The sequence below is a fragment of the Winogradskyella eckloniae genome (genome assembly GCF_013249045.1).
Lineage (GTDB): Bacteria > Bacteroidota > Bacteroidia > Flavobacteriales > Flavobacteriaceae > Winogradskyella > Winogradskyella eckloniae.
On sequence record NZ_JABRWP010000008.1, the window covers coordinates 13,686 to 38,120 of the forward strand.

The 24,435-nt window shown below is 33.5% G+C and carries 20 protein-coding genes; 13 read left to right on the top strand and 7 right to left on the bottom strand.

Annotated features, from left to right (window positions below; translation table 11 throughout):
* Positions 1–17 precede the first annotated feature (17 nt).
* Together HNV08_RS13005 and gldJ are read right to left on the bottom strand one after the other, a co-directional pair.
* The gene (locus tag HNV08_RS13005; RefSeq protein WP_173281767.1) at positions 18–1,298 is read right to left on the bottom strand and encodes a UDP-N-acetylmuramoyl-tripeptide--D-alanyl-D-alanine ligase; all 1,281 of its coding nucleotides are present in this window, start codon (positions 1,296–1,298) and stop codon (positions 18–20) included.
* A 67-nt stretch (positions 1,299–1,365) separates the two neighbouring features.
* Positions 1,366–3,048, bottom strand: a complete 1,683-nt coding sequence (gldJ, locus tag HNV08_RS13010; protein ID WP_173281768.1) for a gliding motility lipoprotein GldJ — start codon at positions 3,046–3,048, stop codon at positions 1,366–1,368.
* 323 nt (positions 3,049–3,371) lie between these two features.
* On the opposite strand from gldJ, the gene porU reads away from it, so the two are divergent.
* The 11 genes from porU to HNV08_RS13065 all read left to right on the top strand — a co-directional run bounded on the left by porU (position 3,372) and on the right by HNV08_RS13065 (position 17,595).
* Complete coding sequence (gene porU, locus HNV08_RS13015) at positions 3,372–7,277, top strand: type IX secretion system sortase PorU (protein WP_173281769.1); 3,906 nt, start codon at positions 3,372–3,374, stop codon at positions 7,275–7,277.
* Between the two features lie 138 nt (positions 7,278–7,415).
* On the top strand, positions 7,416–8,678 hold the full coding sequence (gene porV / locus HNV08_RS13020; protein ID WP_173281770.1) for a type IX secretion system outer membrane channel protein PorV: 1,263 nt from the start codon (positions 7,416–7,418) through the stop codon (positions 8,676–8,678).
* An 83-nt stretch (positions 8,679–8,761) separates the two neighbouring features.
* Positions 8,762–9,244 carry a cytidine deaminase gene (cdd, locus tag HNV08_RS13025; protein WP_173281771.1) on the top strand — a complete coding sequence of 161 codons (483 nt, stop codon included), beginning with the start codon at positions 8,762–8,764 and terminating at the stop codon, positions 9,242–9,244.
* 112 nt (positions 9,245–9,356) lie between these two features.
* Entirely contained in the window at positions 9,357–10,358 is a 1,002-nt protein-coding gene (pdhA, locus tag HNV08_RS13030) for a pyruvate dehydrogenase (acetyl-transferring) E1 component subunit alpha (RefSeq protein WP_173281772.1), read from the top strand.
* A 3-nt stretch (positions 10,359–10,361) separates the two neighbouring features.
* Entirely contained in the window at positions 10,362–11,981 is a 1,620-nt protein-coding gene (locus HNV08_RS13035; RefSeq protein WP_173281773.1) for a pyruvate dehydrogenase complex dihydrolipoamide acetyltransferase, read from the top strand.
* A 101-nt stretch (positions 11,982–12,082) separates the two neighbouring features.
* Complete coding sequence (locus HNV08_RS13040; protein ID WP_173281774.1) at positions 12,083–13,060, top strand: M28 family peptidase; 978 nt, start codon at positions 12,083–12,085, stop codon at positions 13,058–13,060.
* Positions 13,053–13,736 carry an SDR family NAD(P)-dependent oxidoreductase gene (locus HNV08_RS13045; protein WP_173281775.1) on the top strand — a complete coding sequence of 228 codons (684 nt, stop codon included), beginning with the start codon at positions 13,053–13,055 and terminating at the stop codon, positions 13,734–13,736. The genes HNV08_RS13040 and HNV08_RS13045 overlap by 8 nt, the downstream gene beginning before the upstream one ends.
* Complete coding sequence (locus tag HNV08_RS13050; RefSeq protein ID WP_173281776.1) at positions 13,736–14,377, top strand: HAD family hydrolase; 642 nt, start codon at positions 13,736–13,738, stop codon at positions 14,375–14,377. The genes HNV08_RS13045 and HNV08_RS13050 overlap by 1 nt, the downstream gene beginning before the upstream one ends.
* Positions 14,378–14,404: 27 nt before the next feature.
* Positions 14,405–15,001 (top strand): SprT-like domain-containing protein, encoded by a 597-nt coding sequence (locus tag HNV08_RS13055; RefSeq protein ID WP_173281777.1) that lies wholly within the window; start codon positions 14,405–14,407, stop codon positions 14,999–15,001.
* A 12-nt stretch (positions 15,002–15,013) separates the two neighbouring features.
* Positions 15,014–16,102 carry a mannose-1-phosphate guanylyltransferase gene (locus HNV08_RS13060; RefSeq protein ID WP_241697228.1) on the top strand — a complete coding sequence of 363 codons (1,089 nt, stop codon included), beginning with the start codon at positions 15,014–15,016 and terminating at the stop codon, positions 16,100–16,102.
* A gap of 5 nt (positions 16,103–16,107) precedes the next feature.
* Entirely contained in the window at positions 16,108–17,595 is a 1,488-nt protein-coding gene (locus HNV08_RS13065; RefSeq protein ID WP_173281778.1) for a DUF389 domain-containing protein, read from the top strand.
* On the opposite strand, the gene HNV08_RS13070 is transcribed toward HNV08_RS13065, so the two are convergent.
* Together HNV08_RS13070 and HNV08_RS13075 are read right to left on the bottom strand one after the other, a co-directional pair.
* Positions 17,596–18,363 (bottom strand): ABC transporter ATP-binding protein, encoded by a 768-nt coding sequence (locus tag HNV08_RS13070; RefSeq protein ID WP_173281779.1) that lies wholly within the window; start codon positions 18,361–18,363, stop codon positions 17,596–17,598.
* Positions 18,364–18,365: 2 nt separating this feature from the next.
* Positions 18,366–19,103, bottom strand: a complete 738-nt coding sequence (locus tag HNV08_RS13075; RefSeq protein WP_173281925.1) for an MlaE family ABC transporter permease — start codon at positions 19,101–19,103, stop codon at positions 18,366–18,368.
* Positions 19,104–19,283: 180 nt separating this feature from the next.
* Between HNV08_RS13075 and pafA the strand changes: the two genes are divergently transcribed.
* Both pafA and HNV08_RS13085 read left to right on the top strand, forming a co-directional pair.
* Entirely contained in the window at positions 19,284–20,966 is a 1,683-nt protein-coding gene (pafA, locus tag HNV08_RS13080) for an alkaline phosphatase PafA (protein WP_173281780.1), read from the top strand.
* Positions 20,967–20,975: 9 nt separating this feature from the next.
* On the top strand, positions 20,976–21,782 hold the full coding sequence (locus tag HNV08_RS13085) for a DNA/RNA non-specific endonuclease (RefSeq protein ID WP_173281781.1): 807 nt from the start codon (positions 20,976–20,978) through the stop codon (positions 21,780–21,782).
* Positions 21,783–21,827: 45 nt separating this feature from the next.
* On the opposite strand, the gene HNV08_RS13090 is transcribed toward HNV08_RS13085, so the two are convergent.
* Genes HNV08_RS13090 through HNV08_RS13100 form a run of 3 tightly spaced genes read right to left on the bottom strand, consistent with a single transcriptional unit; the run spans position 21,828 to position 24,308 of the window.
* Complete coding sequence (locus tag HNV08_RS13090; RefSeq protein WP_173281782.1) at positions 21,828–22,673, bottom strand: glycosyltransferase; 846 nt, start codon at positions 22,671–22,673, stop codon at positions 21,828–21,830.
* A 24-nt stretch (positions 22,674–22,697) separates the two neighbouring features.
* Complete coding sequence (locus HNV08_RS13095) at positions 22,698–23,219, bottom strand: methyltransferase domain-containing protein (protein ID WP_173281783.1); 522 nt, start codon at positions 23,217–23,219, stop codon at positions 22,698–22,700.
* Between the two features lie 30 nt (positions 23,220–23,249).
* Positions 23,250–24,308: a 3-oxoacyl-ACP synthase III family protein gene (locus HNV08_RS13100; RefSeq protein ID WP_173281784.1), complete on the bottom strand. Its 1,059-nt coding sequence runs from the start codon at positions 24,306–24,308 to the stop codon at positions 23,250–23,252.
* Between the last annotated feature and the right edge of the window lie 127 nt (positions 24,309–24,435).

A 24,435-nucleotide genomic window follows, 5' to 3' on the forward strand; every position in this document is an offset into this window, starting at 1 on the left:
AATTTACGTGATGTAATTTACATTACATCTAATAATCGTTCTAAAGCCATTCCACGTGATCCTTTAATTAAAACCGTAGCATTTTGGAGTGCCAATGATTCAACCTTTGGCTTTATATCTTCAAAATTTGCAAAGCGTTTGGTCGTTGTTTTAGCTTGTGTTTTTCCAAAATTCTGCCCAATTAAGAATATGTTATTATCAAAATTGTTTTCAGCAAAATCTACAATAGCTTGATGCTCTTTTTCGGCTTCAGTACCTAATTCAAACATATCACCAAGAAAAAGGAATTTGTTTTCAACCTTTAATTGTTTCATGTTTTGTAGTGCTGCCAACATACTTGTTGGGTTAGCATTATAAGCATCTAATATAATTTTGATACTCCCTTTTTTTATGATCTCAGATCTATTATTATCTGGTACATAGTTTTCTATTCCTTTCTTAATGTTGTCAACAGAAATGTTAAAATGTTGACCAATGGCAATCGCTACAGCGATGTTCGCGTAATTGTAACTACCTATAAGTTGGCTTTTTATTTGGGTGTTTTTATAGTTTAAGGTAACATTGGGATTCGCATCTACAAATGAAACAACACAATCATTTGTAATAGCGTTACCAAAAGTGATGCTTTTAGAATAATCGTTTAGTTGCGCGATTTGTTGTTGGTCATCATCGTTTACAAATAAGGTTTTGTTTTGTGTTTTAATAAAGTCATAAAGTTCTGACTTACCTTTTATAACACCTTCTACGCTGCCAAAACCTTCTAAGTGAGCCTTACCAAAGTTGGTAATTAATCCATAGTCTGGTTGTGCAATATGGCTTAAGAAATTAATCTCATGCAAGTGATTAGCTCCCATTTCAACAATACCAAAATCTAATGCTTCAGTAAATTGCAGTAAAGTTAATGGAACGCCTATGTGGTTGTTTAAATTACCTATAGTTGCTTTGACATTGTAAGTTGTGCTAAGTACAGCATTTATAAGCTCCTTTGTAGTCGTTTTTCCATTACTACCTGTTAATGCTATAATGGGTATGTTAATGGTTTTTCTGTGAAATGAAGCTAAGTCTTGGAGCGTGGTCAGTACATCATCAACTAGAATGCACTGTGTATTGATAACCGCATTTTTATCATCTATCACACAGTATTTAGCACCTCCATTAAATGCTTGTGAGACAAATGCATTTCCGTCAAAATTGTCACCTTTAAGAGCAAAGTAAAAGCACTCTGGTTGTAGTTTTCTAGTGTCTGTACAAATGCCAGAAGTAGATTTAAACTTTTTATAAATATCAGCTATGTTCATAGGCTTAAAAATAAAAAAGTCCTGATTAATTTATCAGGACTTTTTTAAAATATTATTAAACGATTATTTAGTTACGTCTTTTTCCACCTTTTTGGCTCTTAGAACCAACTCTAGAAACTGCACATCTAAATCCGATGTAATCAGTAGCCATATCTTGTGGGAAGTAACGACGTTGAGCAGGATCTATCCAGTAAGCTCTATCTCTCCAAGAACCTCCTTTGTACACTCTAACCTCGTCATTAATTAATGATGTTCTATTACTAGATTTATCATATTCTCTAATTAATTTACCTTCAGCAGAATCTACTTCAACTCTATGTTTAGGTGAATTGTACATTTTACCTGTATCGTTATTTTTGCTTCCTTCAGTTTCGTCAAAACTTTCTCTGTAGTAACGTGAAGAACGTTTGTCTCCATCTCTAAAGTTTCTGTTATCACTTTGGCTGAAGTTAGCTCTTAAGTATGTTTCTTCTTCATCAATCGGAACTCTAGCAATTTCACCAGGTAAATCTCTAGCTACAATCTTTCCGTTTGGTAAAGTATCGTATACTATTTCATCAACAGTTACAATTTTTACAGTACCATCTTCATTGATTGCGTTTTTAGAATATACATTTCCTCTATAATAGTTAAAGTCATTAAATTCATCATCAACAATTGGTCTATATACATCGGCTACCCATTCTGCAACGTTACCAGCCATATCATATAATCCGTAATCGTTAGGAGAGTATGTTTTAACTTCTGCTGTAATATCTGCACCATCGTCAGACCAACCTGCAATTCCACCGTAATCTCCTTTTCCTTGCTTAAAGTTAGCCATTTGGTCACCACGATTTACACGTTTACCAGATCTTGTATACTGACCATCCCAAGGGTATTTTTTACGTCCTCTATATACATTATAACTACGTAATTCACTCATTCCTAAAGCAGCATATTCCCACTCAGCTTCGGTCGGTAGTCTATATTTAACTGGGATTAATCCTGTTTCTCTACTTGCGTATACGTTTACAGGGTTACCTTCAGCATCAGTTTGTTGTTTACGTTTTCCGCCTTCTAATACTTCTGTGTTTCCACCGTAAGTTTGTGAAGGTGCGTTTATATAGGTATCGGTACTAAATGTACTTTCTGCACTTACGTCAGTAAGGTGTGCATCTCTTTTAATATAACCCGACTCTTGTAAAGCCATTTCAGCGACACGATCAGTTCTCCAATTTGCGTATTCAACGGCTTGAATCCAACTCACACCAACAACTGGGTAGTTTGCATAGCCAGGATGACGTAAATAGTTTTCAGTCATCATTTCGTTATATCCTAAACGATTTCTCCATACCAATGTATCTGGAAGTGCTCCTTTATAAATTAAAGCATAATTAGGATCTTCTGGAGGATAAACATTTTTTAAATAATCTAGATAAAACGTGTAATTAAGATTCGTTACCTCAGTTTCATCCATATAAAATGATTGAACGTGTTGTTGATTTGGAGCATTGTTCCAATCGTGCATTGGGTCATCTTGTACTTTACCCATTGTAAATGTTCCACCTTCAATAAAAGATGTTCCTGGAGGTGTTTCTTGCTCCTTGAATTGGGTGTTGTACTGAAAACCACCTTTTTTATCGTTGATTTTCCAGCCAGTGGCACTATCTACATTGCCAGCATTAGAAGAACGATTACAGCTAACTATTGTAGCGCAAAGCGTTAATGCAATAAGTAATTTTAGGTTTGAGACATGTTTCATATCCATAGGTTTAAGTAAGCTCGTTTAATTTTAGAGTCGCAATATAGCAATTAAAGGTAAACTAACAACTTTTTTTCGCATCAAAATGCAAAAAAATGTGCATTTCATCCTTTTTTTTGGACATCACAACGGATTTTTGGCCATTTGTCGATGTATTTTACCCTTTATTAACGAGGCTAAATCTGATTTATTGTTGTATTTTTGAAATAAAAATTAATCGGTCATAATAACAGCTATTAATTACCGTTATTTTACTGTGAAAATTGTGATTTCGTCAATTTTATGACCTTTTCTCTATTATAAGTGTTATATAATTTAGTATTAAATTAATGAAAAAGAGCTATTCTATTATTTTCCTTTTATTTTCTTTCGTTTGTTTTGGACAACAAAAACAATTTATAATTAATTGGGATGGGTCAGTAACATTAGAAACAGCACAAAGTAAAATAGAAATCCCAAGTTTTGATGCTGAGCATTTAAATTATGACTCAGAAAATGGGCTTACATTTTTTGCACAATGGGATGCTAATTCCGGTGCTATTGATGACAACGCGGTAGAATTAGTAAATGTGGTTTATGAAACCATAGCTAAAAGTGAATTAAAAGATTTAGATCCCATACTTATACCGAGTAGTACTCAGCATAAATTATATAATACAAATGCTAGAGGTAAGCGAGCGCTTTATTTTGTTATGAGTCCTATTATTAAAGACAACGGATCTTATAAAAAAGTAAAATCCTTTACCTTATTATATAGTAATCTATCCGGACGACTAAATAACAGTACAATGACAACCAACGAAATTACCAATTCTGTTTTAAGTACAGGTGATTGGTATCGTTTTTATATAGAAGCATCTGGTGTTTACAAGTTAACGAAGTCGTTTTTAAGTAGTTTAGGGATAAATACAAATTCTGTAGACCCAAGAACCATAAAGCTATTTGGTAATGGAGGGCGAATGTTGCCTTATGCTAATTCAGAAAATTATCCATTTGATGTTGTTGAAAACGCAATTAAGTTTGTTGGAGAAGCTGATGGTAATTTTGATAATGGTGATTTTATTCTTTTTTATGGTGAAGGTCCTACGACCTATAATGAAGACAGTGATACTAATATAAATTTATATACAGATAAAACATACTATTATATTAATGTAGGATCTGGTACAGGTAAGCGTGTTGCATCTATGCCAGTTATTGAACAAGCATCAGATTTTGAAATTGATACCTTTCAGGATTATAAATTCTATGAAGTAGACGAAACTAATATTGCAAAAATTGGTAGACGATGGTTTGGTAATGAGTTTGATATTGAAAATCAACGCACCTATGAATTTGATTTTCCGAACTTAGTGACGAGTGAACCTGTGGCTTTAAAGGTGGCTTTAGGTTCTGTATCCGAAGTCCCAACAACGATGCAAATAAACGTTAACGGAAATCAAGTGGCTAACCTTGGATTAGGTACAATTACTGCTGGTTCTGTTTTAGGATCCGGAAACACATATACAGGTTCGGTTAATGTATCCTCAGATGAAGTTATTGTGTCATTAGATTATAATAATAGTGGTAATCCGTCATCAAATGCCTTTCTCGATTATATTAATATTGAAGCAACACGCCAATTAATTTATGAAGGCGATCAAATCGTTTTTAAAAATAAAGACGTTATAACGACGCCTGGAATTGTACAATATAATATAGCCAATACAGATGGTTTAAGTGAAATTTGGGATATATCAGATCGCTTTAATGTTACAAACACTATAAATTCTGAAAATGCAAGTGCTATCAGTTTTAAAGCATTTTCTGGTGAAGAACGTCAGTATTTAGCTTTTTCTTATGCCAATACATTGTCCCCTTTAAAAGAGTCGAGAACTACGGTAGCGAATCAAAACTTAAAAGGCACTATATTTTATAATTCACAAGGCCAGTTTGAAGATGTTGATTATATCATTTTAGCACCTTCGCAGTTTTTAACTCAGGCAGAGCGTTTAGCTCAGATTAACAGAGATCAATATAATTTAAATGTCAAAGTGGTGGATTTGCAATTAATTTATAATGAATTTAGTACTGGTAGCCAAGATATAGCAGCGATAAGAAATTTTGTAAAGTATGTTTATGATAACGCAAGTACAGCAGAAAATAGATTAAAATATCTATGTTTATTTGGAGACGGCTCCTATGATTATAAAAACCGTATAAGTAATAACACTAATTTGGTGCCATCTTGGTACACCACAAATAGTTATAGTCTTATTAATTCTTTTGTGTCTGATGATTTTTATACCATGATGGATGACCATGAAGGCACTATGGCAACAGGTGATAGAATGGATATTGCAGTAGGTAGAATAGTTGCAGAAGATGTGCAACGTGCAACAGAAATGGTAGACAAGGTAAAGGCTTATTACCAGCCAGAATCTTTTGGTAATTGGAGAAATAATGTTGTACTAATCTCAGATGATGTAGATGTAGAATGGGAAAAACGTTTACAAGTAGCAACAGAAGAATTAGGGGTTACATTAGAAGAAGAAAAACCTTTTTTAAATGTCATAAAAATTCATTCAGATGCCTTTGAGCAAGAGTCATCCTCAGCAGGTGATAGATATCCATTAGTTAATGAAGCCATAAAGGATGCTATTGAAGTTGGTGCTTTGGTGGTAAATTACTTTGGCCATGGAGGCGAAGACGGTATCGCTCATGAACGCATCTTTGATAAGTTTGAATCACAAGAAGTAAATAATATCTGTAAATTTAATTTGTTCATTACAGTGACGTGTGAGTACACAAAGTTTGATGATCCAGAAAGAGATACAGCGGGTGAATTTATGTATTGGAACACCAATGGAGGATCAATAGCATTGATAACTACTACAAGACAAATTATTGTTAACGTTGGTGAAGATTTTAATGCAGTCTTAGATGATTATCTGTATGCTTTTGGATCTAGTGATTATCCGTCTACTGCGGAAGCCGTTAGATTAACAAAAACAAATGCTACAATTGCAGGACAATCGCAAAAACGGTTAGTGTTTTATATTGGTGATCCTGCGATGAAATTGGGTTTTGGTCAGCCAGATATTAAACTCACAAAGATTAATGATGTAGATATTACACAAAGTGTAGAAACATTAAATGCTTTAGGTTACGCTAAGTTAACAGGTGAGGTTGTAGATAGTAATGGTAATGTATTGACTTCTTATAATGGTAAACTAACAGCTACGGTTTACGATAAATCCATAGCGCGAGAAACATTAGGTAATGATGGTATTAGAGAAGATTGCGATGAGAATGATGACCCAAATGATTGTGATTCAAATGGACAAAAATTAATTACGTTAGAATTTAATACCTTAGGAGAAGTGGTTTTTAAGGGACAAGCTAGTATAGAAAATGGCCTGTTTGAAATCGATTTTATAGTGCCAAGAGATATTGGTATTCCGGAGGGCAACGGAAAAGTGAGTTTTTATGCTGAAAACACAGCGCAAACTTCAGATAAATCAGGTGCTAATTTTGAAATAAAAATTGGTGGCATTAACGAAAACGCTGAAGAAGACAATGTTGGGCCTGTTATTAATCTATTTATGAACGATGAAAACTTTGTTTCTGGAGGGATAACAAATGAGTCTCCAAATTTTTTAGTAAAGTTACAAGATGACAATGGTATTAATACAGCAAGTGGTATTGGGCACGATATTACAGCAATATTAGATGGTGATGAAACCAACCCTATTGTTCTTAATAATTATTATCAGGCCAATGTAGATGATTATACAAATGGCACACTTACATACCCATTTAGAGATTTAGAGCCTGGTCTACATACATTATCGCTAAAAGCTTGGGATGTATATAATAATTCATCACTATCTGAAATTCAATTTACAGTATTCGATAAGGACGAAGAACTAGTCATTAATAATGTATTAAATTATCCGAATCCTTTTGTGAGCTATACAGAGTTTTGGTTTAATCATAATAGTTCTGAGCCCTTAGATATTTCGGTACAAATTTTTACTGTGTCAGGTAAATTGGTAAGAACCTTAAATGGACAAACAAGCGCAGATGAGTGTTGTAAAAGTGGTGTGTCATCTTTATCTAGAAGTATAGTTTGGGATGGTAGAGATGATTTTGGTGAAAAAATTGGAAAAGGTGTCTATGTCTATAAACTAAAAGTGAAATCTGATCGTTTAAATAAACAAGTAGAGAAAATTCAAAAACTAGTGATCCTATAACGCTATAATGTAGTTTTTAGGTAAAACATCGATAATTTGAAGCAAAAACATAAACTTTAAATTACTTCTTAAATAAAAAATTATATTTGCTAACGAATTAATATAAAACGCATGGTATTAATTCTTATTAAAATAAACATGAAAAAATATATCTTATCCCTTTTTGCTTTAACTATAATTAGTTCAGTCTTTGGGCAAGTAGAAACAACAGAAATAGTTCCTAGTACATCAGATACTAGAGTAATAACAACAGGTTTACCATTTATGCTAATATCACCAGATGCCAGATCGGCATCCTTAGGCGATATGGGAGTTGCAACTTCAGTAGATGGTTTTTCACAACAATACAATCCGGCTAAATATGCTTTTTCTGAGGCTAAACAAGGGGCGAGTTTAAGTTATACGCCATATTTAACGCGTTTAGTTAATGATATCTCATTAAGTTATGTCACTTATTTTAATAGATTAAGTGATGTAAGTGCCTTCTCAGCAGGATTAAAATATTTTTCACTTGGAGAAATCGTATTAACGCAAGATGCTACATCGCCTGGTGTTGCTGTAAAACCTAATGAATTTGCTGTAGATGCGGCATATTCATTAAGATTAAGTGAGCAGTTTTCAATGGCTGTTGCATTGCGTTATATGCACTCGGCATTAAGACTAAATCAAACCGATCCTAATGCAAATCCAGGAAATACATTTGGTGCAGATATTACAGGTTACTATCAAAGTGAAGAAGAAGCATACAATGATTTTAATGGACGTTGGAGACTAGGTTTTGCGATTCAAAATTTGGGGCCAAGATTTAAATATGATGATGGTGGCCAAGAAGTGTTTCAACCAACAAACTTAAGGTTAGGTGCTGGTTTTGATTTTATATTTGATCAATACAATAAGTTGGCAGTTACTGCAGAAGTGACAAAATATTTAGTACCAACACCACCAGTCTACGGTGATAAAATTGTGTTTACGGATGTAAATGATGATGGTGTGTTTGATGAAGGTGATGGAGATTTTCAAACTGAAGACCAAATTGCAGCTTCAGAATATGATGTTATTGTTGATGGTCAAAGTAATGATGTCAGTTTCTTGAGTGGAGTTTTTCAGTCGTTTGGTGACGCGCCAGGAGGATTTAGTGAAGAATTAAGAGAATTTACATGGGCATTAGGAGCAGAATATACGTATCAAGATAACTTTTCATTTAGAGGCGGTTATTTTAATGAAGCAGATGATAAAGGTGCACGTAAGTTTTTTGCAATGGGAGCAGGTTTTAAATATACAACCATCAATGTGGATTTGTCTTATTTATTTTCGGCATCAAAAATTCAAAGCCCATTAGAAAATACATTACGATTTTCGCTGACGTTTAATTTTGGTGCAAATGAATATAATGAATATTAGTAAATTATAACTAAATTTAGATTTTTAAAAAGACTATTGTTTACTAAGCAATAGTTTTTTTGTCTCATTTAAATCGTAAATATATGAAGGAAGTAAAAATAGAAACTACATTAGAAATCTATGATGATTATAATGAACTTCCTCAATCAATCCAAGCATTAATGCAATCTGCAATAGACGCTAGAAATAATGCTTATGCGCCATATTCAAAGTTTAATGTTGGAGCGGCAATTTTACTAGATAATAACGAAGTCGTTATAGGAAGTAATCAAGAAAATGCATGTTATCCATCTGGTTTGTGTGCAGAACGAACTGCGATTTATTATGCAGGCGCCAAATATCCAGAAGCCAAAATTTTAAAAATGGCAATTACGGCTTCGTCACAAAATCAAGTAACAGACCAACCCATTCCACCATGTGGTTCATGTAGGCAATCAATAGCCGAATATGAAATAAAACAAGATTTACAAATCGAAATTTATTTTATGGGAGCAAAAGGTAAGGTTGTAAAATCACATTCATTAGCCAATTTATTGCCACTTCTTTTTGAAAATTCAGTATTATAACTGTTTTGTTACATTTTATTCATTAATCTGTTGTTTTTTTATTAGATACTACTTCTTAATTATTTTCTAAAGTGTTATTTTTGTTAAACTATTTAATGAACGTATTAAGAAAATGCAAAAAATAACTAAAGAGGTTTACCTAAAGTGGTACGAGGACATGCTGTTCTGGCGAAAGTTTGAAGACAAACTTGCCGCAGTTTATATTCAACAAAAAGTTAGAGGGTTTCTACATTTATATAATGGACAAGAAGCTGTTTTGGCAGGTGCTTTGCATGCTATGGACCTAACTAAAGATAAGATGATTACGGCTTACCGAAATCACGTTCAGCCAATTGGTATGGGTGTGGATCCTAAACGTGTCATGGCAGAATTGTTTGGTAAAGCAACAGGAACATCTCAAGGTCTTGGTGGATCCATGCATATTTTTTCAAAAGAACACCGTTTTTATGGAGGTCACGGAATTGTTGGTGGTCAAATTCCATTAGGAGCAGGTATTGCTTTTGGAGATAAATACCATGATGTAGATGGTGTAACCATTTGCTGTTTTGGAGATGGTGCTGCAAGACAAGGATCATTACATGAGACGTTTAACTTAGCTATGCTATGGAATTTGCCTGTAGTCTTTGTTTGTGAAAACAATGGTTACGCAATGGGAACTTCTGTTGAGCGTACAGCCAATCATACAGATGTATGGAAGTTAGGTTTAGGATATGAAATGCCTTGTGGACCTGTTGATGGTATGAATCCTATAAAAGTAGCCGAAGCATTTGATGAAGCAATTACACGTGCAAGAACTGGTGGTGGACCAACATTTTTAGAGGTGAAAACATACCGTTATAGAGGTCACTCAATGTCTGATGCGCAGCATTACAGAACAAAAGAAGAAGTAGAAGAGTACAAGAAAATAGATCCTATTACACAAGTAAAAGATATTATTCTTGAGAAGAAATATGCTACAGAAGCAGATCTTAAAGTAATTGATAAACGCGTTAAGGACTTAGTTTCTGAATGTGAGAAATTTGCTGATGAATCTCCATATCCAGACAAAAACGTTATGTATGATGTCGTTTACGAACAAGAAGATTATCCATTTATAGACCACAAAATTAAGTAAGCTATGGCAGAAGTAATTAATATGCCGCGTTTAAGCGACACGATGGAAGAAGGCACTGTGGCTTCTTGGTTAAAAAACGTAGGCGATAAAGTAGAAGAAGGTGATATTTTAGCAGAAATAGAAACTGATAAAGCTACCATGGAATTTGAATCTTTTAATGAAGGGACTTTACTTCATATTGGAATTCAAGAAGGTGAAACCGCAAAAGTAGATACACTTTTAGCTATTATTGGAGAAGAAGGTGAAGATATCTCTAGTTATTTAAGCGGAAGTGCTGAGGTAGCAACTTCAGATGCAGTTGTTGATACTGCGGACGAGCAAAATGATATTTCTGATGTAGATTTTGATGCAAAGCAAGAATTGCCAGAAGGTGTCATCGTTGTTACAATGCCACGTTTAAGTGATACAATGGAAGAAGGTACTGTGGCAACATGGTTAAAGAAAGTAGGTGAGAACGTTGATGAAGGTGATATTTTAGCAGAAATAGAAACCGATAAAGCGACAATGGAATTTGAGTCTTTTCAATCGGGTACGTTGTTGCATGTAGGCTTAAATGAAGGCGAATCTGCAAAAGTAGATTCATTACTTGCTATTATTGGCCCTAAAGGAACAGATGTTTCTGACATCGCTAAAAACTTTAAGTCTGGAGGTGGTGAGGCAAAGAAAGACACACCTAAACCAGAAGTGAAGACGGAAGCTCCAAAGGCTGCTCCTAAAAAAGTAGAAGCTAAAAAAGAAGCTCCAAAATCATCAAATACAACTACAGGAGGACGTGTTTTTGCATCGCCATTAGCTAAGAAAATGGCAGATGAAAAAGGCATTAATTTGGCTCAAGTAAGTGGATCTGGAGAAAATGGTAGAATTGTAAAGAAAGATATAGAAAACTTTACACCTTCAGCTCAAGGTGCTTCAGTTGGTAAATTTGTACCAACAGGTCAAGAAGATTTTGACGAAGTACCAAACTCAAATATGCGTAAAGCCATAGCTAAGAATTTAGCTAAATCTAAATTTACAGCACCACATTATTATTTAAATGTGGAGTTTGATATGGAGAACGCAATTGCATTTAGAAAGCAGTATAATTCTGTGCCAGATGTAAAAATATCTTATAATGATATCGTTGTAAAAGCTTGTGCTTTAGCCTTAAAACAGCATCCACAAGTTAATTCGCAATGGTTTGATGATAGAATGCAATTAAATAATCATGTACACATTGGTGTTGCCGTTGCTGTACCAGATGGTTTATTAGTACCTGTAGTTAAATTTGCTAATGAGCAAAGTTTAACACAAATTGGTGCTGCAGTAAGAGATTTTGCAGGTAAAGCAAGAAACAAGAAACTGGCTTTAGATGAAATGGAAGGTAGTACATTTACTATTTCTAACTTAGGAATGTTTGGTATAGATAGTTTTACTTCAATTATCAATCAGCCAAATTCAGCGATTTTATCTGTTGGAAATATTGTAGAAAAACCAGTGGTTAAAGATGGACAAATTGTAGTAGGTAACACTATGAAATTATGTTTAGCATGTGATCACAGAACAGTAGATGGTGCTACAGGAGCACAATTCCTTCAAACTTTGAAAGGATATATTGAAAATCCTGTAACAATGTTAGTGTCTTAAATAAGGATATTCTGAACGTGTTTCAGAATCTTTAAAATATAATCCTGATTTGATAATTTTTCAAATCAGGATTTTTTTATCTTTAAACTCAAATATATATTATGAGGAAAATAGTGTCATTATTGATTATTGTGTTGGTTGCCTCTTGTGCTTATCATACAAAAGGTGCTGATGGAAAATCAGGAAAAGATGGTGAAACCGTAAAACCTGTGATTACTCAAGAAGCCATTAAGGCCAGTATGGAGTATTTGGCTTCAGATGACTTAAATGGACGAGCAACAGGAAGTGTAGGTATAGAAAAAGCGGCTGTTTTTATTGAAACATATTTAAAAACGAATAACATTACACCATACTTTGAAACCTATAGAGACTCTTTTAAATTAAACGATTTAGACGGTTACAACATTGTTGGTATGGTTGAAGGTAATGATCCAAAATTAAAAGATGAATTTATTATTCTCGGAGGACATTACGATCATATTGGTAAAGGGAAAATTGTTGAAGGAGATTCTATCGCTAATGGAGCCAATGATGATGCTTCTGGTACTATAGCAGCTATGGAATTTGGTAAGTACTTTGCCCAATCAAAAACAAATAAGAGAAGTATCTTAATAACGCTTTATGATGCAGAGGAAATGGGATTAAAAGGTTCTGCTCATTTGGCTGCTAAATTAAATGAAAAGGGAATTAATGCTTATACCATGATTAATTTTGAAATGATTGGTGTGCCAAGAGCACAAGATAAGACAATGGCATATATGAGTGGATTTGAACGTTCAAATTTTGCGGAAACTTTAAATAGGTATGCTGGTAAAGAGGTGATTGGTTTTTTTCCGAAGGCAAAAGGATTTAATTTATTTATGAGGTCTGATAATTTTCCATTTTATGAGGAATTGAATATACCTGCACATGCTATATCTACCTTTGATTTTTCAAATTTTGATTACTATCATCATGTCGATGACGAAGCCGATAAAATGGATTATGCACATATGGTAAATTTTATAGAAAAAATGATTCCGGCTTTAGAAGGAATGATGAATGCGCCAACAAAAGAAGTGATATTAAAAGATGAGTAAAAATATAATTATTACAGGCACAAGTAGAGGTATCGGTTTTGAGTTGGTACATCTTTTTGCCAATCAAGGCCATAATGTTTTGGCATTATCAAGAAATGCACAGCCAGTGCGTAATTTACATTTTGATAATATTTCGTCCTTTGCATTTGATTTATGTAAAGAAGAAGATTATCAAAAGGTAACGGAATTTATTACTGAGGAATGGAAACACGTAGACATTCTTATTAATAATGCAGGTGCAATTATTAATAAGCCATTTGCAGAAACGACCTTTCAAGATTTTACAAAAGTGTACCAAACTAATGTTTTTGGCGTTTCGGAATTAACTAGAACCGTTTTGCCGTTTCTTAAAAGCGATGGCCATGTTGTGACAATAAGTTCTATGGGAGGCATTCAAGGCAGTATGAAATTTCCTGGATTATCTGCCTACAGTTCTAGTAAAGGTGCTGTAATAACTTTGGTAGAATTGTTGGCTGAAGAATATAAAGAAACAGGACCTCAATTTAATGTGTTGGCACTAGGCGCTGTACAAACCGAAATGTTAGAAGAAGCATTTCCTGGGTATAAAGCACCAACAACGGCTAAGGAAATGGCTGAGTATATTCAGAATTTTGCCTTAACAGGAAATAAATATTACAACGGTAAAGTGTTGCAAGTGTCTAATTCTACGCCTTAATGTCTAAATATAAATGTGTAATTTTTGATTGTGATGGCGTCCTTGTAGATAGTGAACCTATAGGAAATCAGGTAATGGTTGATATGGCAAATGAATTGGGTGCGCAGATTAATCTCGATTATGCTTATCAGCACTTTAAAGGAAATTCATTCCATAAGTGCGTAAATCACATTTCAGAATTAATTGACTCTGAATTGCCAACGCATTTTGAATCGGAATATAGAAGACGGTCTTTTGAGAAATTTAAATCAGAAATAAAACCTGTAGAAGGCGTTTTAGATGTCGTTAAAAACCTTAACCTTCCGTTTTGTGTGGCTTCAAGCGGACCAGAAAATAAGATTCAATTAAATCTAGAATTAACAGGTTTGTGGCCTTATTTTAAAGCTCATGTTTTTAGTTGTTATGGCGTTCAAAAATGGAAACCAGATCCTGCTGTATTTTTATGGGCAGCAAAAACAATGGGATTTCAACCTGAAGAATGTGTTGTGATTGAAGATAGTATCATTGGTGTAAATGCAGCAATTAATGGTGGTTTTGATGTTTTTGGATTTACGGCACACGATTATAATCATCAGCTTAAGAACAAAGCAACAAAAACATTTAATAATATGAAGGATTTAATAGCATTGCTTCATTATTAAGAATAATATAGACCTATTAATTATAACATGCACATACAGTTTTTAGACTTTATTCCTGAATCATCTAAGCCTTTAATATTAAGGATTTTAGAAGACGATAAACTTTCTATAAAAGTTAAGAATGAACGTAAAACAAGACATGGTGATTATAGATCTATGCCAAATGGTAGACATCAAATTACAATAAATTCTAACTTAAATCCTTTTAGGTTTTTAATAACGTTAATTCATGAAATTGCGCATTATGAAGCTTACAAAACTTATGGAAGAGGAATTAAGCCTCATGGCAAAGAGTGGAAAACAACATTTCAGCATTTAATGCTACCCTTTATTAGACCTGAAATTTTCCCAAGTGATTTACTACCATTATTGGCACGTCATTTTAAAAACCCAAAAGCGTCTAGCGATACAGATACACAACTCGCCTATGCCTTAAAGCAATTCGACGAAACTAATGATAAGACGTATGTATTTGAATTACCTTTGAACCAAACTTTTAAACTCTACAACGGAAGAGTTTTTAAAAAAGGTAATAAACGTAGAAAACGTTACGAATGTGTAGAAGTTAATTCAGGTAAATTATATTTGTTTAACCCAAATGCAGAAGTTGAAGTAATAGAATAAATCAAAAATATGATGAATAGCAAAAATAAAAATTATTACGCCATACTCATGGCAGGTGGAGTAGGTTCAAGGTTTTGGCCAATAAGTACACAAGAGTTTCCAAAGCAGTTTCATGATATGCTAGGGACAGGTGATACATTAATACAAAAAACGTTTAACCGTTTAGCCAAGTTAATTCCTGAAGAAAATATATTTATACTGACCAACGAACGTTATAATGATTTGGTTTTTGAGCAGTTACCCAATATTACAAAACGTCAAGTACTCTTAGAGCCTGCTATGCGTAATACGGCACCATGTATATTGTATGCATCTTTAAAAATTCAGAAAGAAAATGAAGATGCGGTAATGATTGTGGCGCCTAGTGATCATTGGATAGAGGATGAAGACGCTTTTTCTCAAAATGTAAAATCTGCTTTTGATTATTGTGCGTCTAACTCAGCGCTAATGACATTGGGTATAACACCTACATTTCCTAACACAGGTTACGGTTATATAGAATATGATAAATCGGCAACAACTGAAATTAAATCAGTAAACCAGTTTAGAGAAAAGCCAGATTATGAAACGGCTAAAACGTTTATAGACCAAGGCAACTTTTTATGGAATGCAGGTATTTTTATGTGGAGTGCTAAAACAGTTGTAGCGGCTTTTAAAAACAATCAACCGCAATTATTTGAGTTGTTTGAAAAAGGATACAGCGTTTACAATACAGAATTTGAAGATGATTTCATAAAAGAGAATTACGCCAAAGCAGAAAATATATCTGTAGATTATGCACTTATGGAAAAGAGTGATAATGTCTATGTTATACCTGCCACGTTTGATTGGAATGATCTAGGAACTTGGGGAAGTCTTTATGACAAATTAGATAAGGACACTGATAAAAATGCTGTAGTCAATGCAAGGGTTTTGGCAGATGAGGCATCTGGGAATATGATCAGAACTAAAAATGATAAAATTGTTGTGGTTGATGGATTAAAAGATTACATCATTGTAGATAAAGACGAAGTTTTACTTATCTTTCCTAAAGCAAAAGAACAAGATATTAAAAAAGTGCTTCAAAATGTGAAAGCTAATTTTGGAGAAGAATATGGTTAAAAACTATGAGTGACGAACATAAATTCAATTTTTCAGAGGACGAAGAGAAACAACAGCAAGCAAATAAGGAAAAGGCTGTTGAGGAAAAAAAGGATGCGGTAAAGCAAGATGCAAAAGGGCTGTTTGCAAGTATTAGTACATTTTTACAAGAATTATTAGATTTTAGAGATGATACGGATAGAGATGCAACCATAGCGGCAATTACGGCTGATATTCCATTTAAAGGTGCAACGGCATGGATTTTAATTTGTTCCATTTTTGTGGCGTCTATTGGTTTAAATGCTAATTCAACAGCTGTTGTAATTGGTGCCATGTTAATTTCGCCATTAATGGGGCCTATTTTAGGAATTGGTATGTCTATTGCATTAAATGATATAGACACGCTAAAAAAGTCCTTAATTAACTTAGCCACGATGATTGTGCTTAGTTTGTTAACTGCATTTTTGTTTTTTAAGTTTTTCCCTTCAGCAGATTTAATGACTAATGAGCTTTTTGGAAGAACAAAGCCAGATTTAAGAGATGTTTTAATCGCATTTTTTGGAGGTGCTGCTTTGATTATAGCACGTACAAAAAAAGGCACAATAGCGTCTGTAATATTTGGTGTTGCGATTGCTACAGCATTAATGCCGCCATTATGTACCGCAGGTTATGGATTGGCCCATGACTGGGAAGTCTTTGTTGGCGCCATGTACTTATTTACTATTAACACCATATTTATTGCCCTTGCAACATTTTTAGTGTTAAAGGTATTGCGTTTTCCAATGCTTAAATATGCAAATTCTAAAAAAAGAAAGCGTATTGCTCAAATGGCATCTTTAATTGCGATATTGGTTATGGCTCCTGCAATTTGGACATTTATGAATTTCATTACTCAAAGTGGATTAGAAGCAGATTATAATAAATTTTTAAAAGCCGAAGTAGAGTCTAATAATGAGTTGTGGTTTCAAAAGGCAATTCCGCATTATGATGAAAAAGAAATTATCCTTTATTTTAATGGTGAAGTAACTGATGCTACGGTTGCTGATTTAAACAATGAGATAAAAACCTACGAGAAAATAAAAGACTTTAAGCTTGTTGTTAAAGGCAATAAAAATAGAAGTTTTGATAAGATCTCAGATGCTTATGATAGAGCGATTAAGGATTTAGATCAAAAAGATAATATTATTAATGGACTTCAATCACAAATTGAAGCGCTACAAAACAATATCTCTAATCTTAATAAGCAGATTGAATCTAAAAGTAATAATAAGAATGCGGTCTCGTTTACCGCATTGTCTAGAGATGCAAAAATAAAATTTAACGATCTTGAGTATTTTGGTTACGGTAAAATGTTAGAATCTAAAGATTTTATAAATATAGATACCGTGTCTGTTGCTAACGTAAGATGGAAGGTAGAATTAAATGATAGTTTAGTTTTATTAAAAGAGCGCGATTTACAAAAGTGGCTTAAGAACGAACTGAAGGTAGATACTGTATTTATAAAGAGAAATTAATTATTTATTCTCTTCAAGATACATTTTTCTCACTTTTCTAAATAAATTAGATGAATAAACGAAGTTGGTAACAGCTTCGTTTTCTGTTCTAAATATCGTTTCGCTAGAACCTTCCCATTCTAATAGTCCATCTTTTAAAAACACAATTTTTTCACCTATTTCCATAACGGAATTCATGTCATGCGTGTTAATGACAGTTGTAATATTAAATTCATCCGTAATTTCTTGAATTAGATTATCTATAACAATTGCTGTTCTTGGGTCTAAACCAGAATTCGGTTCATCACAAAACAAAAATTTTGGTTTATTAACTATAGCTCTTGCAATGGCAACACGTTTTTGCATACCACCAGAAGCTTCACTTGGCATTTTATTATGAGCGTTTTCTAAGTTAACGCGTTGTAAAACTTCATTAACTCGGTCTTCCATTTCACTCTTACTTTGTTTTGTGAACATACGTAAGGGAAACATAACGTTTTCTGCAATGGTCATAGAATCAAACAAAGCACTGCCTTGAAAAACCATACCCATTTCAGAACGTAAATTCGTTTTTTCGTTTCTCGTTAAATTACTAAAGATTTTACCTTCGTACGAAATAGACCCTTTTTCAAATTCAAACAATCCGAGTAAACATTTTAAGAAAACTGTTTTGCCAGAACCACTTTGACCAATAATTAAATTGGTTTTACCTTTTTCAAAAGACGTTGTAATACCTTTTAAAATATGAGTCTCTCCAAAAGATTTATGTAAGCTATTAACTTCTATCATAATTATCCAAGTAATAAACTAGTTAGTAAAAAGTTAACCAAAATGATCATTACACTTGTCCATACAAATGAGGTTGTACTGGCTTTTCCAACTTCTAAGGCACCACCTTTCATAAAATAACCGTAGTACGATGGAATAGTAGCTAATAAAAATGCAAAAACAAACGTTTTTATAAATGCGTATATAAAATGAAAGGGCGTAAAATCTAATTGTACACCTTCTATATAATCTTCCATGGTACCATAACCGCCATAAACACATGCAATTAATCCACCTAAGATACCTAAAAACATGGCAATAGATATTACAAATGGATACAGGGTTAAAGCAATAAATTTAGGAAATACTAAGTAGTTAATTCCATTTATTCCCATAACTTCGAGCGCATCAATTTGTTCCGTTACACGCATGGTTCCGATACTAGAGGTTATAAATGAACCAACTTTTCCTGCCATAATAATAGAAATAAATGTCGGAGCAAATTCTAAAATAATAGATTGTCTAGTCGCAAAACCAACGAGGTATTTTGGCATAATAGGGCTTGTCATATTCAGAGATGTCTGAATCGCCACAACGCCTCCAACAAAAAACGAAATAAAGGCTACAATTCCTAAAGATCCTATAATAAGATCATCGATATCTTTTAGAATTAGAGGTTTCATCACGGACCATTTTGTGGGTCTGCGAAAAATGTCCTTTATCATTATAAAATAAGTACCTATGTTTTCTAGGTAAGTGATGGGTGTTTTCATTAATGCTAAAGTATAAAAAATGATTATGAAATGAGCATATTCATGGTTTTTTCACATTTAAAAAATGCGTGCATGTGTTAAAATTAAATTCAAGGAAATTACCTTAAATTAAAATTGAGATAACTTTAAAATTGTATTTTTGAAATTCAAAATTTAAAGTTTATTACAATGAAAAATATCTTCACTTTAGTTGCATTTTTGTTATTGTTAGGGTCTTGTGGGTCTCAAAATAATACGGTAATTACCAAGGCGGAAGTTACTACGCAAGTGACATCAGACTCAGACACGACATCTAGAACTAAGTTGGTTGTTGGTATTGTAGTAGATCAAATGCGTTATGATTATTTAACACGTTTTGATGCTAAGTACGGAAATGGCGGATTTAAACGCTTAATTAGTGAAGGTTTTAATTGTAAAAACAATCACTTTAATTATGTGCCTACGTATACAGGTCCTGGACATACATCTATTTATACAGGCACTACACCTAAGTATCATGGCATCATTGGTAATAATTTTTATGATAAGGAAATTAAAACTATGGTATACTGTGCACAAGATGACAATGTAGCTTCCGTTGGTACATCTGATGCTGCAGGTAAGATGTCACCGCATAGAATGCAAACAACAACCTTTGGCGATGAAAATAGATTGTTTACTCAAATGCAAGGGAAAACTATAGGTGTCTCACTAAAAGATAGAGGTGCAATTTTACCAGCTGGTCATACAGCGAACGCAGCATATTGGTTTCATGGTAAAGAGGAAGGTGCATGGATTTCTAGCTCCTTTTATATGGAAGATTTGCCGCAATGGGTGAAAGATTTTAATGCATCAGAATATGCACAATCATATTTGAAAGTTTGGAATACACTTTATGATATTTCTACTTACACAGAAAGTGGTACAGACCTAAACAATTTTGAAGGTGGTTTTAAAGGCAAAGAAACGGCTACATTTCCATACGACTTAAAAACTTTAAGTGAAACTAATAGAGGCTTTGATATATTAAAGGCAACACCTTATGGAAATAGTCTTACTACAGACTTTGCAATAGCAGCTGTAAAGGCAGAGAATTTAGGGCAAGATAATATTACAGATGTTTTGGCTGTAAGTTATTCTGCGACGGATTATGTTGGTCATAATTTTGGTGTTAATTCAAAAGAAATTGAAGACACTTATATTCGTTTAGATAAAGATTTAGAACGTTTTTTTAACTATTTAGATGAAACAGTTGGTAAAGGAGAATATACTGTGTTTTTAACGGCAGACCATGGTGCAGTAGATGTACCTTCTTATTTACAATCAGTGAATGTACCAGCAGGATATGTCGATAATTATGCTAGAAAGGAAACGTTTAATAAATTTTTAACTGAAACTTATGGCACGACAGATCTGGTAGAAAATGTTAGCAATGATCAGATTTTTGTAGATAGAGCAAAAGTGAAATCATTAGGGCTGAATCTTATTGATGTGCAGAATGAAATAGCAATGGAACAGTTGACATACCCAAATATTTCTAAAGTTTATACCGCAACGGCTTTAAGTTCGGCTGGTTTTTCAGAAGGCATAGAAGCACTATTGCAAAACGGTTATAATCAAAAGCGCTCAGGTGATGTTATTTTAGTAAATGATCCTGCATTTATAGCTTATGGGAAAACAGGATCTACACATGGAAGTGCATTAAACTACGATACGCATGTACCATTATTATTCTTTGGCAATGGTATAAAGCAAGGAGAAACACTAAAAAAGACTGTAATACCAGACATAGCACCAACAATTTCTGCATTGTTAGGGATTAGTTTTCCTAATGGCGCGACGGGAAGTGTTTTAGGGTTTGTAATTGATTAAATTTTGGATTTGAAAAAAAAGCCAATCTTTACCATTATTGCTATTGTTATTGCAATTGCCATTTATAGTTACGATTTTTATCTTAATTCTAAATTAGAGGAAGGTGTAGTAAATGCAGGTAAAACAGTCAAAGAAAATACCAATACTTACTTTTTGCCTACAAGTACGACCAATCAAATCATTCATCATCAAAATTATTCCTTGTCTTATAGTGAACCTCATGAGCAAGCGGAATGGGTAGCGTATGAATTAAAAGCGTCGCATTTAAGTTCTACAAATCATAAAAGACCCTATTTTGAAATTGATGAAGCTGTAAAAACAGGAGCAGCACATTGGAGGAATTATAAAAAATCAGGTTACGATAAAGGCCATTTGTGTCCTGCAGGTGATCGACGATTTACAAAATCTGCCCACGATGAAACCTTTTTAACAAGTAATATTAGTCCTCAAGAACATCAATTTAATGCTGGCGTTTGGAATAGATTGGAGCAGAAAGTAAGATATTGGGCGAAAAAAAATGATGGTATTTTTGTAATAACAGGTGGTGTTTTATCTGGTAACATGAAAACAATTGGGACTGAAGATGTCGCTGTGCCAAATCAGTTTTACAAAGTGATTTTAGATCATACCAATGGTAAAATTAAGATGCTAGCATTTTTAATGAAGCATGAAGATTCTAATGAACCATTATATAAGTTTGTGGTGTCTGTAGATGAGGTAGAAGCGCTAACAGGTATTGATTTTTTTCCTGAGTTAGAGGATGGTATAGAAACTAAATTAGAAGCGTCTAGAAGCTATAAAAGCTGGAGTTTCTAACACGTCGTCATTACGAACAACCTGAGAAAGCACATGCTCTAAGTATTAAAACTTAGCTTTAATGCCTTTCCAGCGTAAATCGCGAATAAATTGACCTTCTTCTTTAGATACTAAATAGTCCAGAGCATTAGATTTAGCTTTGAAATATCCAGACATATAGTCTCTAAACAAATGGATACTCTTCTTTTTGTAAGCTAGTTTTATTGCTGAAATAAAAGTAATCCAAAAACCATATCGCATTTTATACATAGCTTCCCCTTGTAGAAATTTTGAAGCCTTATTGTATGATTGTCCTGTTGGTTTAAGATGTTTTACATGTAAGCTCTCATCAGTAAAAATGTCCCAACCATGATATTTTGCAAGTAATTCATCTACAGTATCCCAACCCATTGAAGCTTTCAGTTGGCCAATTTGATTAAAACAGGCCTTTCTATATGTTTTGAGCGCACCTCTAATATGATCTTTGTTGGTTAGGTTTTCTAACACCCAATCGTTGTTTTTTTGTATATAGCAAAAGCCAGAAGCCATTCCTAATTTTGGGTTAGATATGAAATGCTTTGAAATTATTTCTAAATAATTATCAGGAAAAATAAGGTCTGCATCAAATTTACAAATCACGTCATAATTGTGATCTAAAACGGCTAATCCCTTATTAAAGGCATTAATGATTTTTGAACCTGGTAAGTGTTTATTTGACGATGTTGAATTGACCACCGAAATCCATTGGAATTTTGAAGCATAATCGTAAGCTATGGTTTGTGTGTTATCAGTAGAATTGTCATTCACTACAATAAGCGCTTTTGGCAATAAGGTCTGTTGGGTTAAAGACTCTAAGGTTTTACCAATAAAATCTTCTTCGTTATGTGCAGGAATGATGATGTAAAAGTTCAAATCTTGAAAATCATTTTTTCAAAGTTAAGCTCTTTCTGCGTAAACAATATAATAACGAGGCGTAAACCTTCTAAGAATGGGTCTTAAGCCTATTTTGTTTACTGGGTTAGTCCATTTTTGGCTGTCCTTTATACGCCATCCTGTTTTTTCTAAGAGCCAATCGAGTTGCCAAGCTTCAAATTCATGGAAATGTCTGTCTCGCATATCCGTTTTACTCCTATAAGCAGCAGCAAACCATAATTTTAACGGTACACTAATAACTAATTTATCTGTTTTTATGGATTTTAATACTTCATATGGAGATAAGAGGTGTTCAAAAATCTCAAAAGCAGTGACCACTTGAGCCGAAGTGTTTTCGATTTCGGAACGATCTTCATCTAAATCAATTCCTGATGTGTTTTCTACCGAATAACCTTGGTTAAGCATTATTTCAGATAATGGGTTTTTTACGCCTAAATCTAATATCGTTTCTGAGGTGTCAATATGCTTTTGTAAAAACTGAAGCGTGAGTTTAAATCGTTTATTTGGATATGTTTTTTCGTACATATATACTATCTAGAAACGGAGTTGTCTCAATTAATACTGATAAATAATTGCATTTATATTCATCCCAGCACCAACACTAGCAAATAGGATAATGTCGCCTTTATTGATTTCTTGATGATCTAATTGTCCTTTTAAAATTAAATCATACAATGTAGGTACAGTCGCTACACTAGAATTTCCTAATAAGTTAATAGACATTGGCATTATACCTTCTGGCATTTCCATATCATATAATTTATAGAAGCGTTCCACAATAGCTTCATCCATCTTTTCATTAGCTTGATGAATCAAAATCTTTTTAACGTCATTAATAGATTTTCCACTTTTTTCTAAACATGCTTTTAGGGCACTTGGTACATTAGAAAGTGCAAATTCATAGATCTTTCGACCGTACATTTTTATATAACGACGTTTGTCTGTTATTTCTGCATTATTGGTTTCGCCAAAATATATATAATGTGCCTCATCTAAGGCAAATGTTGCTGTATCATGCGCTAAAATACCACCTGCTTCGTTATTTTCTTCAAGTATAACGGCACCAGCTCCATCACTATAGATCATTGAATCTCTATCGTGTTTATCTATAACTCTAGATAACGTTTCCGAACCAATAATTAAACAACGTTTGGCAAGGCCAGAGGCTATGAATGCTTTGGCCTGAATAACACCTTCAATCCATCCAGGACAACCAAAAAGTAGGTCGTATGCCACACATTTTGGGTTTTTGATTTGTAATAAGTGTTTAACCCTAGAGGCAATACTAGGTACAGTGTCACTCTGTTCTGTATTGTATTGTACGTCGCCATAATTATGAGCTACAATAATATAATCAATAGATTCTTTATCAATTTTGGCGTCTTCAATGGCTTTTTGAGAGGCAAAATATGCAATATCAGAATTTAATAGTTCTTTTTTAATATAACGACGTTCCTTAATCCCTGTAATGGCTTTAAACTTTTTTACAATTACTTCGTTCGGACTATTTATGGAGGAGCCGTCTGCATTTAAAAATTCATGCTCGTAAAAATCTTCATTTTTTTCAATTATGCTAGGTATATAACTTCCCGTTCCTGTAATTCTAATCGCCATTCTTTTCTATTTTCAGTCTTACGAAGTTAATTAATATTAAAGGCTTATCTTTTATTTTAAGATTTAAAGCTTTAATTTTTAAGAATATCGTATTTATTTTAATTAATATTCTTAAAAACACAAAAAA

Coding starts and splice junctions, on each gene's coding strand:
- HNV08_RS13040 (WP_173281774.1), top strand. CDS start 12,083: ATGAGGAAAATAGTGTCATTATTGATTATTGTGTTGGTTGCCTCTTGT.
- HNV08_RS13065 (WP_173281778.1), top strand. CDS start 16,108: ATGAGTGACGAACATAAATTCAATTTTTCAGAGGACGAAGAGAAACAA.
- pafA (WP_173281780.1), top strand. CDS start 19,284: ATGAAAAATATCTTCACTTTAGTTGCATTTTTGTTATTGTTAGGGTCT.
- porV (WP_173281770.1), top strand. CDS start 7,416: ATGAAAAAATATATCTTATCCCTTTTTGCTTTAACTATAATTAGTTCA.
- HNV08_RS13045 (WP_173281775.1), top strand. CDS start 13,053: ATGAGTAAAAATATAATTATTACAGGCACAAGTAGAGGTATCGGTTTT.
- pdhA (WP_173281772.1), top strand. CDS start 9,357: ATGCAAAAAATAACTAAAGAGGTTTACCTAAAGTGGTACGAGGACATG.
- HNV08_RS13070 (WP_173281779.1), bottom strand. CDS start 18,363: ATGATAGAAGTTAATAGCTTACATAAATCTTTTGGAGAGACTCATATT.
- porU (WP_173281769.1), top strand. CDS start 3,372: ATGAAAAAGAGCTATTCTATTATTTTCCTTTTATTTTCTTTCGTTTGT.
- HNV08_RS13050 (WP_173281776.1), top strand. CDS start 13,736: ATGTCTAAATATAAATGTGTAATTTTTGATTGTGATGGCGTCCTTGTA.
- HNV08_RS13095 (WP_173281783.1), bottom strand. CDS start 23,219: ATGTACGAAAAAACATATCCAAATAAACGATTTAAACTCACGCTTCAG.
- gldJ (WP_173281768.1), bottom strand. CDS start 3,048: ATGGATATGAAACATGTCTCAAACCTAAAATTACTTATTGCATTAACG.
- HNV08_RS13100 (WP_173281784.1), bottom strand. CDS start 24,308: ATGGCGATTAGAATTACAGGAACGGGAAGTTATATACCTAGCATAATT.
- cdd (WP_173281771.1), top strand. CDS start 8,762: ATGAAGGAAGTAAAAATAGAAACTACATTAGAAATCTATGATGATTAT.
- HNV08_RS13060 (WP_241697228.1), top strand. CDS start 15,014: ATGAATAGCAAAAATAAAAATTATTACGCCATACTCATGGCAGGTGGA.
- HNV08_RS13005 (WP_173281767.1), bottom strand. CDS start 1,298: ATGAACATAGCTGATATTTATAAAAAGTTTAAATCTACTTCTGGCATT.
- HNV08_RS13055 (WP_173281777.1), top strand. CDS start 14,405: ATGCACATACAGTTTTTAGACTTTATTCCTGAATCATCTAAGCCTTTA.
- HNV08_RS13035 (WP_173281773.1), top strand. CDS start 10,362: ATGGCAGAAGTAATTAATATGCCGCGTTTAAGCGACACGATGGAAGAA.